Genomic DNA, 14,014 nt, shown 5'->3' on the forward strand with positions numbered 1-14,014 from the left:
CTCCCCGATTATGCTAAAGGATGCCCAACGCCATGTATCAACCCGCTTCATTTCGTGATGACTGCCTGGAAAGCCAAATTGCGCTGGTTCGTGCCCACCCGCTGGGCATGTTAATCAGCCAGGATGAGCAGGGACTGGTAGCCGACCCGCTGCCGTTTTTGATTGACGCCGATGAGCAGGGAAACGTGGTGCTGCGGGCGCACCTGTCCCGCGCCAATCCCCACTGGGCGTTGTTACAGAAGGTGCAGGAATGCCTGGTGATATTTCAGGGGCCAGAGGGATATATCTCGCCCGGCTGGTATGAAACCAAGCGTCAGACCGGCAAGGTGGTGCCGACCTGGAATTACAGCGTGGTACAACTGCACGGCGTGCCCAGGGTAACGGAGGACGCGGGCTGGTTGCGGCAACAGCTGGAAGGATTGACAGCATTGCAGGAAGGACGTCAGCCTGAACCCTGGCGCATCGACGACGCCCCGGCCCATTACATTGCTGCGCAAATCAAGGGCATTGTCGGCATCGAGATCGCTGTGTCTCGCCGTGAAGGCAAAGGGAAGATGAGCCAGAACCGCAGCGCCGAAGACGTTGACGGGGTGATCGCCGCGCTGCGTGCCGGTGACGCAGATCAGCAACGACTGGCGGATGAGGTTGAGCGGCGGCGTGGATAAGGTATGCTGAACCCAGACTGAATCAGGGGAACGCAGACGATGGATTACACCAAAATTATCAAAGAAATAGGCCGTGGCAAGAACCATGCGCGCGATCTGGACCGGGAAACCGCCTTTCAGCTCTATCAAAAGATGCTGGCCGGTGAAGTGGGCGAGCTGGAACTGGGTGGCATCCTGATTGCCATGCGCATCAAAGGGGAAGCCGAAGAGGAAATGCTCGGTTTTTACCAGGCGATGCAGCAGCAGGTGATGTGTCTGCAGGCACCACAAGGGCGGCCGATGCCGGTGGTGTTGCCGAGCTATAACGGTGCGCGCAAACAGGCGAACCTGACGCCGCTGTTGGCACTGTTGCTCAAGCGTGTCGGTCTGCCGGTCGTGGTGCATGGCGTGTTGGATGACAGCACCCGCGTCACCAGTGCCGAAACCTTCCAGGCATTGGGCCTGCCCTGGTCGCAAGACGCCGCCGATGCCCAACAGCGTCTGGATCAGGGTGAAGCGGTGTTTATCCCGGTTTCAGCCTTGTCTGCACCTCTGGATCGTCAGCTTGGTATGCGCTGGCGCATGGGGGTACGCAACAGTGCCCATACGTTGGCCAAACTGGCCACGCCGTTTACCGGGCAGGATGTGCTGCGTATCGCCAGCGTGTCGCACCCGGAATACGTTGGCCGGGTGGCCTCGTTTTTCCGCCAGATCGGCGCCCGTGGGTTGTTGATGCACGGCACCGAAGGCGAGGCCTACGCCAATCCGCAGCGTTGCCCGCAGATCCATTACATCGTTAACGGCGAGCAGCAGGTGCTGCTGGAGCGGCCGGGGCAGGATGAAACGCCGGATCTGCCGGCAGCAAAAGATGCCGAGACCACCGCACGCTGGACCGAACGTTGCCTGGCGGGGGAAGTGGCAATCCCACTGGCAATTCAGCGCCAGATTGCCTGCTGTTTGCTGGCTACCGGTGAAGTCGGCAGCCTGGAGCAGGGACTGGAGCGTTTACGCAGCGCGTAAAACCCATCGTCTATACTGGAATACTTCGCGAATCGGCTGAAAGGATGGTTATGCAACAGGCTCTCGATTACTTCAATCAATTGAATCAGGATTACCTTGAGGTTCACCGCACCAAAGAAGATCTGTTCTGGCAGAACTATATGGGCACTGGCGGTGACGATGTTTCTGCACGCTTCTCGGCGGCGGAAAGCGCCTATAAACGCTTTATCGCTGAGCCGCGTCGATTGGCGGAGATCCGTCAGTTGCTCGCCGGGCTGGAGGTCCTGCCGCAGGATGTGCAGCGCGACGCCTTGCAACACGGGCTGAACGGCTGGCTGCGTTTCTTTGACTGTAACGCCATTGAAGATGCCGAGGCCCAGACGCTGCTGGATCACATCATCAGCGCCGAAGCGGACCTTTATACCCGGCGCAAGGCCAACCCGGTCAGCCATCTGAATGCCGCGGGGCAGCGGGTGAACGCCTCGCTCGGCGAACTGCTGACCAATCAGGCCACCAATGAAAATGAAGACTATCGCCGCAGCTCGCAGCATGCGTTGCGTGAGCTGGAGCAGTGGCTGCTGCATAACGGCCTGCCGGAGCTGATTAGCCTGCGCAACCGCTTTGCGCGTCAGATGGGCTTTCGTAACTATTTTGACTACAAGGTCAATAAAACCGAGCGCATGACGCCGGAGCAGCTGTTCGCCATTCTGGATCGCTTCGAACAGCAAACCCGTGAAGCCAATTCACGCAGCCTGCAGCAGTTGGCAGCGCAAAAGGGCGAACAGGCACTGGAGCCCTGGAACCTGCGCTTTGCCAGCGCCGGTGACGTGACCCGCCAACTGGATCCTTACTTCCCGTTCGCCCAGTCGCTTGAGCGTTGGATCAACAGCTTCAAACGACTGCACATCGGTTTTCGCGGTGCGCAGATGGATCTCGATCTGTTGGTGCGTGAGGGCAAGTATGAAAATGGCTTTATGCATGGGCCGGTACCGCCGTTTATCCAGCAGGGGAAATGGCTGCCGGCACGGATTAACTTTACCAGTCTGGCGCAGCCGGATCAGGTGGGCAGTGGCGCTCAGGGGTTGAATACGCTGTTCCACGAGGGCGGTCACGCCGCTCACTTCGCCAATATCTGCCAGAATGCCCCCTGTTTCTCGCAGGAGTTCCCGCCGACGTCTATGGCCTATGCCGAAACCCAGTCGATGTTCTGCGACAGCCTGCTGGACGACGCCGATTGGCTGAAACGCTATGCGAAAAACGCCGCCGGCGAGCCGGTACCGGATGCGCTGATTGAGGCCAGCATTGCTGCGCGTCAGCCGATGCGTGCGTTCAACGAGCGCCATATTCTGCTGGTGCCGTACTTTGAATGGGCGCTATATCAGTGGGATGAACAGCAGTGCACGCCGGAGGCGATTACCGCGCTGGCGCGTAAGGTTGAGCACAAAATACTGGGCATCAGCGGCAGCCCGCGCCCGACGCTGGCAATCCCGCATTTGTTGTCGCTGGAGTCGGCCTGTTCCTATCAGGGCTATCTGTTGGCGCTGATGGCGGTCGAACAGACGCGCCACTTCTTCTTGCAGCGTGACGGTTACCTCACCGATAACCCGGCGATTGGCCCGGACCTGGCGCGCCACTACTGGCTGCCGGGTAACGGTGTCAGTCACGATGAGACGCTACGCAGCCTGACCGGCGAAGGCTTTAATCCGGACTATCTGGCGCAGGCTTGTAACCAGACGGTGGCACAGGCGTGGCAGGATGCGCAGCAGGCCATCACGGCAGCGGCTGCCCGGCCTCAACCGGCGGCGGACTTTGACCTGGCGGCGCATATCCGCGTGGTGGATGGCGAGCAGGTGCTGGCGGATAACGCCGAAGGTGACGAAAAGATGTGTCGTGATTTCGCTGCGGCGATTAACGCACGTCTGGTCTGAATCCCATGAGAAAAGCCCGCCGATAACGCGTATCGGCGGGCTTTTTATCAAAAATATGAGGTCACTCAGCGCTTTTGCGCATCCGGCCGGGTCAGATCGAAACGGTGCAGTTCCGAGATGCCATAGTAAGCGGTCGGGCCCCCTGCACGCAGAATAGGCTCGGCGGCGGCGGTTTGATAGACGCCATGTTCGTCCAGCAGTGCGGGATCGATATGCACCGCCACCACTTCCCCCAGTATCAGCCAGGTTTCCACTTTTTCGCCGCCGGCACTTTGCAACTGAATGCATTGCGACAGGCGACATTCAAAGTTCACCGGGCTTTCCGCTACGCGTTCGGCCTTCACCCGACGGCTGGGTAATGGTGTCACACCGGCAAAAGCGAATTCATCTTCCCCGCGTGCCAGGCTGGCGGAGCTGTTATTCATGGCATCGGCCAATGGGCGAGTCGCCAGGTTCCAGACAAACTCCCCGGTCTCGACGATGTTCGCCACGCTGTCTTTCCAGCCGGTGCTGGCGAAGCCGATGATCGGTGGGCGGTAATTGAAGCAGTTGAAAAAGCTGTAGGGTGCCAGGTTGCGCTGGCCAGTGACGCTGACCGATGAGATCCAACCGATGGGGCGCGGGCCGACGATGGCGTTTAGCGGATCATGCGGCAAGCCATGCCCTGCGGCGGGTTCATAGTAATAACGGGACTCACTGCTCATAGGTGACCTGAGATAGGGAAACAGAGCTTTTATTCTGACGCGTTTCCCGTCGTCTGCAAGTTTGCCGCTGCTTTATGGTATCTTACGCGCCAGAAATACCTTTAAGAGAGCCCGTCACGGTGGAAAAAAAGAAAAGCTTCCCGCAGCAGAAAAGCGGACTGCACCCGCGTAACCGTCATCGCTCACGCTATGATTTCCCGGCGCTGATCGCCAGTTGCCCGGGGCTGGAGCCGTTCGTCAAGCCGAACGCCTGGGGCGATATCTCGGTCGATTTTGCCGATCCGGCGGCGGTTAAAATGCTCAACCGTGCGTTGCTGCAACATTTTTATGGTATCGAGCATTGGGACATTCCTGCCGATTACCTGTGCCCGCCAATCCCTGGGCGCTCCGATTACCTGCACCATCTGGCTGACCTGCTGGCGACCAGCAACGACGGTGAGATCCCGCGCGGTAAAGGCGTGGCGATCCTCGACGTAGGCATTGGTGCCAACTGCATTTATCCGATCATTGGCCTGCGCGAGTACGGCTGGCGTTTTACCGGTTCGGAGATTGACCCGGTATCGCTTAATTCGGCCAAAATGATCGTCGAAATGAACCCGACGTTGAGAAACAGCGTGCGTCTGCGCCTGCAAAAACAGCCGGAGTTTATCTTTAACGGCATTATCGGTGTGGCTGAGAAGTTTGATGCCACGCTGTGTAACCCGCCATTCCACGGTTCCGAACAGGAATCGCAGGCCAGCACCCGTCGCAAACTGCACAAGCTGGGCAAAGGCGAAGTGGCCGACAAGCCGGTACAGAATTTCGGTGGCAAAAATAACGAGCTTTGGTGTGAAGGTGGCGAAGAAGCCTTTGTGCGTAAAATGGTAGAGGAAAGCGTCAGCAAGGCGCAGAACTGCCTGTGGTTCACCTCGCTGATTTCCAAACACACTACTTTGCCATCAATTTATCACGCGTTGAAGCTGGCGGGTGCGGCCGAAGTGCGTACCATTGAGATGGCGCAGGGGCAAAAGATCAGCCGTTTCGTTGCCTGGACCTTCCATGACGCAGAACAGCAGGCCGCCTGGGCGGCAGAACGCTGGCGTTAATTTCGGGTTTTGCACAGATTTTTGTCGGTATGGGAGATAACTCCCATACTGGCTTTAGGCTTGCCCCCCTTTCTTGACATATCCCATTAAGGTTCCTTAACTGTAGCCATACTAATAATAGCTATCCCAGCAGTGTGCATCGTCTCTCTCCATGTTGTAGGAGACAGGTTGCGGCACCGATGTGCCGTATCTTTCATTCGACACATTAGTGGGAGTTATTATGATTCCTTTATCTTCTCAACAAGAAGTCGGCGCTCTGATCATCGGGATTTTTGGGCGTCTGCCGACGGTTTCTGAAATTGACTATTACGACAGTCAATTTGATATTAGCAGTCAGCCGCCGGCTTATATGGCCAGCATTTTAATGAGCCAACCTGATGCCGACTGGATGAACGGCCAGAGCGAATACGATATTTTCACCTCAGTCTACCTTTCGGTTTATAACGCCTACCCCGACCCGGATTATATTAACGAGCTGCTTATGCAGGGCCATTTCAATAGCGCGATCGCCAGTGTGGTCATCGATCTTTTTAATTATCTGGGGGACGATCCGGCTATCCTTGCGCAGCGTGATGCATTGGATCAAAGGATTGCCGAGGGGCTATTTCCTTCTGTTGCCGACGATGCTGTCGGAGGGGCAGGTGATGCCATCGCCATGTTCTACCTACTGAAAGCTCCTTGGCTGGCTGACGAAATCAATTCATATGGCCGTCAGCTTAATCAGGGGAGCGATCTGGCCGTCCTGGCACAGGAAAAAATTGAGACGTTACCAATCAATAACCTTTCTGACGGCGATTTTATTCTGCAGTTGTTCGAACAGGGTTTTGAGCGTCCACCCACGGCGGCTGAACTGACAGATTATCAGCATCAACTGGCGGAAGGGGCGACGCGTGGCGATCTGCTGGTTGCCATGATTGAGCAATTACGTGGCGAAGTGGCACCGGAAGATCAAACTGCGCAGCAGCATTTTAATGATGCCGGTTATGAATATCCGTCGGGAGAGCTGCCCGCAACGGTTTATTTGGAACAAGTGGCAGCACTGTTCCGCGCTATTCCTGAACGGAGTATCGATGCCGCCTCACTGGATACCTGGAGCAAAACCCTGGCCTCCGGCACCCTGAATTATCCTGAGTTGGTGGCTGCCCTGTTGGCAACTCCCGAGTTTCAGGGACAGATTGGTGACCTGCAGGGGGATGTTTTTATTCAGCACGTGTATCAGGCCGTTCATGGCAGAGCCGCGGATGAGCAACAGTTGGCACATTACCGGGCGTTGGGTGACGACAAGGGGCTGATCACGCAGGCGGTGGTTGAGGATCTGATCACAAACAATGTCACCGGTGGCGTCACTCAGAGTGAGCAATGGGCATTTGCTCGTGAGATTGGCCAAAGTCTGAACTATAAAACCACGGCTTCGCTTAGCACCAGCGAAGAGGGTGGAAATGCCTACGGGACGGTAAATACCCATGTCGGACACTCGCTGAGCAACGCGGAAACCGCCGTACTATTCCGGGTTTTCCTCAACGCGGATACGGATGTCTCTGTGGATCTGAGCTATGCTGCCCAACTTTCCTATCTGATTATCAATGGGGATGCTGCGGCGGCCATTCAGTTGCACAACAACCCGAACGTTAAATATGGCGTGGCGGTGACCGTAAATAACGCTAACGTCACCCTCGACGGTACCTACGGTAGCGATAAGGTACAGTTAACGGCGTTGGCCGATGTGGCTGCCGCAACCGGGAATTTTAATCTGAGCGAGGGCAATGACAGCCTGTTGTGGGCCGGGAACTCCACCGGGGGGGCCAACCATGTAGGGTGGTCGCTGAAAGCTGACGGTGGTGCGGGCATGGACATTCTGTCCGCTAATCTGATTGTCAAACTCACTTCTACGCTCGATCTTTGGGGGATGCGTGTCAGCACGGTGAGCAGCAATGCTGCCAACTTCAGCCATTTTGAACAGCTCGATCTGGCTGGTTATATTGGCCAGGCTGAAGCAACGCTGAATAAGGTCAGTTGGAGCGGGATTAAGACAGAAAAACTGGTGACTGAAGCCCACGTTTTTGACTACGGCGTGCTAAGCGGCAACGCAACGGTTGAGGGGGGCCGAGGAGGATATGTCGTCCAGGATCGGGCTGCGAACGATCTGGGTAGCGGGGGGCTGTTGCTTTCCGGTCGGGCGGATAACGTCAAAGTGATTAACGCCAATGCGGATGCTGCACGGCTTGAAATCAGCAGCGTGGGCGATCAGGCTGGCAGCCGGCTCGAAATCGATTTTCTGGAGAATGCCACTCATCGCGTCGATCTGTTATTTTCCGGCCGCGGAAACGTCGGATCCCTGGCGCTGGATTCTCACGGTAGTGAAAATCCGCTGGAGCTGATTGCCATTAATGCCGCGGGTTGGGGCCGCAGTGCACTGACGTTGACGGGCAGCAATGACCAGGTGCATGACATTGTGCTTTCTGGCCGAGCGAGCTTCAACCTGACGCTGGAAGAGGGGTACCACAACGTGGGGCTGATTGACGCTTCAGCCTTTGTCGGCAATGCGTTCACCCTGAATTCGGCCCATGGCGGTAGCGGAAACGGTACGCTGATTCAGATGCTGGATTTACTGCCGCTCAGCGGCGCTAGCCAGGCCAAATTGGATCCGTTATTGGCCGAGTTGGGGCTGGTGGGTGAGCAACTGTTAGTCAAAGGTGGGGGAGGCAATGACCAGTTCAACATCATGGGGGATACCACGCTAATCGCCGGTGCAGGGCAAAACAGCATAACTCTGCAATCAAGCACTGCGGCTTCCGGCGTCACCCTCAAGGGTTTTTCACTGCAGCAAGACAGTATTACTGACGTTTTGTCTGGCGTGAGCTTATCCCATAATACCGGAGGTAGCTCATTGGCGAATTACGGTACCAGCGATGGTCAAAATATTGAAGCCCGGATCGGTGCGCTGACAGATGAACAGATGGGGAGTGCCAGCCAGCTGCTGGCAGCACTGCTGGATCTGGACAGACCGGGGGCTCTCAGCGCTAAGGTGGGGGTGAGCAGCGTATTGGCCGATCAAAACAGCAGTTATATTATTGTCGACAATAACGACGATCACCGTTTGGATGCCGCTGACAGCGTTATTCTACTGTTGGGCCAGGATCATCAAATGCTGCTCAGCGAGCTGCGCTATGTTCCACCGGAGGTCACTATCACCGCTATGGCATCGACAGAGGAATTATTGGTTGCCTGAATCTTGGCTGTTGGATTAATGTCCGCTGGCGCCGGTTATTTAACCGGCGCCAATAATACCTCGCGTTTCCCTTTCAATTTCTTCAACTTGCGTTATTCTCAATGCGGTTGTCACTAATAAAAATCCTGACTTAATTATTTATTAAAAAAATAATAGTCACCTTGCTAAATTGATATATTTATCCCGGTTAGCGTTATCTGTCTGGAGAATAAGGCCTGCCCGTTTCTCCGGCTGATGCGCGCCTGCGTGTGGGCGCGGCGTGCAGAAAAATAAAATGAAAAGCATTTGTTCGCTAAATCATCTGCCAGAAGGATCTTCACCCTATGCTGTTACGATTCAGTCAGTTAAATACCCACAGCCGCGCGGAGCTAAACGCGATAGAAAATGCCGTTGCCATGATTGTCTTTAATCCGGATGGCACCGTGCTGCGCGTCAACGACTTATTTTTGCAGACCATGAAATTCCAGCGTCAGGAAGTGCTCGGTCAACATCACCGTATTTTCTGCGATCCACAATACGCCGAGAGTACGGCGTATCGTAAACACTGGGATATGCTAAATCATGGCAAACCTATCACCGACAATATAAAACGGATTTGCAAAGACGGTGAAACCGTATGGTTGCAGGGGACCTATACCCCGGTTTTGAACAAGCAGGGGCGGGTGGTGGAGATCGTCAAGATCGCCAGCGTGGTGACAGAGCGTATTACCCAGGCGCAGGAACATCAGAGTTTATTGGCCGCGCTAAATAGATCCATGGCGATGATCACTTTCAACGCACAGGGAAAGATCCTCGATGCTAATGACAATATGTTGAATTTAATGGGCTATCGGCTGGAGGACGCGCGCGGGCAGTCGCATGCAGTGCTTTGCCCGCCGGAGTTTGCCGCCTCCGACGATTATCGCCAACACTGGCAGCGTCTTGCGCGTGGCGAATTTATCACCGGGCGCTTTGAACGCGTAAACCGCCGCGGGGAGCGAGTCTGGCTGGAAGCCAGCTATAACCCGATCCTCGACGAGGAAGGGCGGTTGGTGAAAGTGGTGAAGATCGCTCAGGACATCACCCAATTGATGATTCAGCAACAGCACGAGGAAGAGATGGTACGTAATGCGCATCATCTTTCCCTGGATACCGACCGGACCGCTGCGCAGGGGGCGGTGATCGTGCAGCAGGCGGTGGCCGGCATGCAGCAGGTGGAAGCGGCTGCGCGGGATACTTCGGCGGTGGTTAGCGAACTGGGTAACGGCTCGCAACAGATAGGCACCATGGTGGAGGCGATCCGTAAAATTGCCGCCCAGACCAATCTGCTGGCAATTAATGCCTCTATCGAGGCGGCACATGCGGGGGAGCACGGGCGAGGGTTTGCCGTGGTCGCTAACGAGGTGCGTACTCTGGCAGAGCAGTCTCGTCAGGCGGCAACCGAAATTGAGCGCATCACCAAAGCGATTCAACAGGGCGTGACGGCGGCGATTGCCGGAATGGCGGTGTGCGTGGAACAGGCGGGTGGCGGCGTAGCGCTGACGAATGATGCCGGGGAAGTGATCAATCAGGTGAATGTTGGCATGCAGGATGTGGTCAAGTTGATGCAGACATTTGCTTCGGTGAAACAGACCGAGGCACTGCACTGAGACTTGTGACGCTAACCCCTGCCGGGGCTAGCGTCTTTTTTCACTCAGCTTGTTTGGTTGCCGACTCTTGCGAGCCCGGAGCATATGAAAGCTGCATGGCCTGCTGTGGCATGGCGATATCGGCCTGGTCAAAATGCATTTTTACCAGACGGTCGAGCGCATACTGCACCACCCATTGTTTCAGCGCCTGGGTACGCACGGTCACCCGGGTGGTGAAGGAACGGTCACCCAGTGCCACCACGCCATTGAATACCGGTTCACCCACCAGGAAGTGTTTCACCTGCTCGTCCTGTTTCAGCGCGTCTACCGCCTGATGCAGTACCCCATGAACATGGTCTATGTCTTCATCACGGCTCACGCTGTAGTTGGCGCGATATACGCCAAATTCGCGGGCATAGTTGGCCAGCGTGGTGATAGAAGAGAAGGGAACGATGTGATACACGCCGTAGTCGTCCCGCAGGCCGATTGAACGGATGGTCATGCGTTCCACCGTGCCGGTAATGCCGCTGACGGTGACATATTCGCCGGTATTCATGCCGTTCTCGAACTGGATGAAGACGCCGGTGATCACGTCTTTCACCAGCGTTTGCGCACCAAAGCTGATGGCCAGGCCCAGAGCCCCGGCACCGGCCAATAGGGGCGCAATGTTAATCCCTACCTGTGACAGCACAATCATGATGGTAATGGTACTGATCACGATGGCCAGCACGTTGCGAAACAGCGTCAGCAAGGTGCGTTCACGCGCGCTTGGGCGGATGCCATTGCTCAGTTCCAACGCCAGCCGGTGTTCGATAATGCTGGCCATCAGCGTCCAGCTGAAGACGGCGACCACCATAATCAGCAGGATATGTACCAGCCCACCAATGATTTTTTCGCCGTTCTCGCTACCGGCCCACTGATACAGATTGATCAGGTGCCAGGCGTCAAACAACAGCAGTGTTACCGCCAGCACCACCATCACCCGCAGTATCTTCAAGCCATTGGGGATATAAGAATTAATGCGCCGCTCCAGCATCGGGTAGCGCCGGTTGACGTCATCCGGCAGTGAAATGCGACGGAAAATCCAACGGGTCAGCATGCCGGAAAGCAAAGCACCGACGCCGATAACCACCAGACTTTTCACCGTTGCGGTCATCATAAAGCGCAGGCTGTTACCGATATCAAACTGTGACAGCGCAAATAACACCAGGAAATAGGCGATGGCCAGCAGGTGCCAGACATGGCCCAGCCCACGCAGAATGATGCTGAAGAATGCCATGGATCGTTCTGCCAGCAGGTTAATCTGTTGTTGTATCGGTTTGCGGTTACGCAGGATCAGCGCCACTGCATATAGCGTCAGCGCCAGCATGATCGCCAGGTTAGCCGCCGCTGCCGCCGGATAGCTGATTTGTGTCGCGACCACCGGCACCACCACCATCAGGCCGTAACCAATCAGGCCGCTAAGCCAGGCGAGGCGTTTGTTCCAGTAATGGGCGCTGGCATCGCTAAATGCAAAGGGACGCAGATAATCAAAGTCAGGCGAAAAAATCAGTCGCAACACGGCTTTGAAGAATTCGATAACCGCGAAGGCGCTGAGAAACAGAGTTTGCAAGCGCAGGATAGTCGCGCTGTCGGCATTAACATGGCGGGCAAACAGGTTACCCGCAGCCAGTGCCAGTACCAGTACCAGCAGATCGACGGCGAAGGCCCCGAGGATCGCCGTTGGCAGCTTATACCAAGGCCCCTGCTGCAGTTTGGCGTTGTGGCCCCAGCTACCCATCCGCTTGTACAGCGGGCGGATCAGCCGCCGGATCAGATGGAACAGGGCGAAGGTGGCCGCGACCGTCAGCAGAAAATAACCCAAGGCTCGGAAAAAACTGTCGGGATTAAAGGTGCGTTTGGGTCCGGAGTCGATCAGCTTTTGCAGCGAGTTTAACCGCTGATTGACCGTGCTGATGCCCCCTTGCGCCAAACTGCTCAGGTTGTCGCTCAGCGACTCGGGCGTTTCTGACGCGGCGGGTTTCGTCTGGGTCTTGGGCGATTCATCTGCCGCCTGTCTGAGGTGGTCGATCAGCGTGGCGCGGGCTTTGTCGTCTTGCAGAATATCTGCCAGTGCGGTGTAGGAAGCCTTTTGCTGCTCGGTCTGGTCGCTGGCCGCGGTATTCTGCGCGGGTTGCGCCATCGCCAACGGGGAAGCGGTGCAGGTGACCAGCAGCAGTAGCAGGGGGAACCAACGTTCTCGCAGATGAGAACCGAATCGGGAGCATGCGGTTGCGGGCATTTATCCTCTCTTGGGGCTCTGTAAATCGGCGGATTGATACAAATGTTAATAAAAACAAGCAATATAGTAGGAAATGATACGAGGCGGGGAGTGGGAACGCGTGCTAAATAGAAACGGCGGGCGCAGAGTACGCCCGCCGTTGAACAGGATAAATCAGGAAACGTGCTGCAGGAACTCTTTCAAGCGTGGGCTTGGCGGGTTGTTGATCAACTCATGAGGATTGCCGTCTTCCGCAATCCGTCCCTTATCGATAAAGATCAGACGTGACGCCACTTTTTCGGCAAAGCCGACTTCGTGGGTGACAATCACCATGGTCATGCCTTCTTCCGCCAGATCCTGCATCACCTTCAGCACTTCATGGCGCAGTTCCGGGTCAAGTGCGGAGGTCGGTTCATCGAACAGCATCATTTTCGGCTTCACCGCCAGCGCTCGGGCGATAGCCACACGCTGCTGTTGGCCGCCGGAAAGCTCTGAAGGATAGTGGTGCGCACGCTCAGCCAGGCCCACTTTGGCCAGCAGGTCACGTGCCAGCTTTTCCGCATCCGACTTTTTCAGTCCACGCACGCGAATGGGGCCAAAGGCGACGTTTTCCAGCGCGGTCAGGTGTGGGAACAGGTAGAACTGTTGGAACACCATGCCGGCTTCCTGACGGATCAGCCGATCGTCAACCTTGGGATCGTTAGCTTTCAGCCCGTCGACGATCAGATCGCCGCTGGTGATCTCTTCCAGCTTGTTGATGCAGCGCAGCAGTGTGGATTTGCCGGAGCCGGAAGGCCCGATAATCACTACCACTTCACCCTGGTTAATTTTCAGGTCGATATTGTGCAGCACCTGGGTTTGCCCAAAATGCTTGGAGACGTTTTTAAATTCAATCACAGGATTTTCATCCTTCTTTCCAGACGACGCAGCACGAAGCTCAGCACCAGAGTAATAATCAGATAAATAACCGCCACGGCGCTCCAGATTTCCAGCGCGCGGAAGTTACCGGCAATAATCTCCTGGCCCTGACGGGTCAGTTCCGCCACGCCGATCACGATAAACAGCGAGGTGTCTTTAATGCTGATGATCCACTGGTTACCCAGCGGTGGCAGCATGCGGCGCAGCGCCAACGGCATGATGACATAGCGGATGGTTTCGCGGCGTGACAGGCCCAGTGCCAGGCCTGCTTCACGGAAACCGCTATGAATTGACAGCACGGCGCCACGGGTAATTTCCGCAATATAGGCACCGGAGTTGATCATAATGGTGACCACCGCTGCGCTGAACGGGTCAATGCGTAAATCGTTGAACGCCATCGGCAGGGCGAAGTAGATAAACATCACCTGTACCACGATCGGCGTGCCACGGATAACTTCAATGAATACCAGAGCCACGTGGTTGGCAATCCAACCGCCGTAGGTTCGGGCAAAGCCGGCCACCAGGCCAATGATCAGGCCGCCAATCAGACCGAGGACCGAAATCCACAGGGTCATTTTGGCGCCTTCTAACAGGATGGGGATGGCGGGCCAGATGGCGCTCCAGTCGAACTGCATGGTGT

10 protein-coding genes are annotated in these 14,014 nt (G+C 56.1%); 6 read left to right on the forward strand and 4 right to left on the reverse strand.

Annotation, left to right across the window (positions count from 1 at the left end):
- Positions 1-32 precede the first annotated feature (32 nt).
- The 3 genes from QOT07_RS07445 to QOT07_RS07455 are packed head-to-tail and all read left to right on the forward strand — an operon-like array spanning position 33 to position 3,571.
- Positions 33-665: an FMN-binding negative transcriptional regulator gene (locus tag QOT07_RS07445; protein WP_283602826.1), complete on the forward strand. Its 633-nt coding sequence runs from the start codon at positions 33-35 to the stop codon at positions 663-665.
- 39 nt (positions 666-704) lie between these two features.
- Positions 705-1,664, forward strand: a complete 960-nt coding sequence (ybiB, locus tag QOT07_RS07450) for a DNA-binding protein YbiB (RefSeq protein WP_207975826.1) — start codon at positions 705-707, stop codon at positions 1,662-1,664.
- A gap of 50 nt (positions 1,665-1,714) precedes the next feature.
- The gene (locus QOT07_RS07455) at positions 1,715-3,571 is read left to right on the forward strand and encodes a M3 family metallopeptidase (RefSeq protein ID WP_283602827.1); all 1,857 of its coding nucleotides are present in this window, start codon (positions 1,715-1,717) and stop codon (positions 3,569-3,571) included.
- A 65-nt stretch (positions 3,572-3,636) separates the two neighbouring features.
- Here the strand turns inward: QOT07_RS07455 and QOT07_RS07460 are convergent, their stop codons facing one another.
- Positions 3,637-4,275, reverse strand: coding sequence for a flavin reductase family protein (locus QOT07_RS07460; RefSeq protein ID WP_099064040.1), 639 nt, complete (start codon positions 4,273-4,275; stop codon positions 3,637-3,639).
- 119 nt (positions 4,276-4,394) lie between these two features.
- On the opposite strand from QOT07_RS07460, the gene rlmF reads away from it, so the two are divergent.
- The 3 genes from rlmF to QOT07_RS07475 all read left to right on the forward strand — a co-directional run bounded on the left by rlmF (position 4,395) and on the right by QOT07_RS07475 (position 10,217).
- Complete coding sequence (gene rlmF, locus QOT07_RS07465) at positions 4,395-5,360, forward strand: 23S rRNA (adenine(1618)-N(6))-methyltransferase RlmF (protein ID WP_170287984.1); 966 nt, start codon at positions 4,395-4,397, stop codon at positions 5,358-5,360.
- Positions 5,361-5,580: 220 nt separating this feature from the next.
- Positions 5,581-8,589 carry a DUF4214 domain-containing protein gene (locus QOT07_RS07470; RefSeq protein ID WP_283602828.1) on the forward strand — a complete coding sequence of 1,003 codons (3,009 nt, stop codon included), beginning with the start codon at positions 5,581-5,583 and terminating at the stop codon, positions 8,587-8,589.
- 323 nt (positions 8,590-8,912) lie between these two features.
- Positions 8,913-10,217 (forward strand): methyl-accepting chemotaxis protein, encoded by a 1,305-nt coding sequence (locus tag QOT07_RS07475; protein WP_283602829.1) that lies wholly within the window; start codon positions 8,913-8,915, stop codon positions 10,215-10,217.
- 40 nt (positions 10,218-10,257) lie between these two features.
- Here QOT07_RS07475 and ybiO read toward each other — a convergent pair whose 3' ends face one another.
- The 3 genes from ybiO to glnP form a co-directional block, all read right to left on the reverse strand.
- The gene (gene ybiO, locus QOT07_RS07480) at positions 10,258-12,477 is read right to left on the reverse strand and encodes a mechanosensitive channel protein (protein ID WP_219015721.1); all 2,220 of its coding nucleotides are present in this window, start codon (positions 12,475-12,477) and stop codon (positions 10,258-10,260) included.
- A 153-nt stretch (positions 12,478-12,630) separates the two neighbouring features.
- The gene (gene glnQ, locus QOT07_RS07485; protein WP_012005910.1) at positions 12,631-13,353 is read right to left on the reverse strand and encodes a glutamine ABC transporter ATP-binding protein GlnQ; all 723 of its coding nucleotides are present in this window, start codon (positions 13,351-13,353) and stop codon (positions 12,631-12,633) included.
- Complete coding sequence (glnP, locus tag QOT07_RS07490; RefSeq protein WP_099064044.1) at positions 13,350-14,009, reverse strand: glutamine ABC transporter permease GlnP; 660 nt, start codon at positions 14,007-14,009, stop codon at positions 13,350-13,352. Before glnP ends, glnQ begins: the two co-directional genes overlap by 4 nt.
- Positions 14,010-14,014 lie beyond the last annotated feature (5 nt).

The organism is Serratia proteamaculans, assembly GCF_949794035.1.
Taxonomy (GTDB): domain Bacteria; phylum Pseudomonadota; class Gammaproteobacteria; order Enterobacterales; family Enterobacteriaceae; genus Serratia; species Serratia proteamaculans.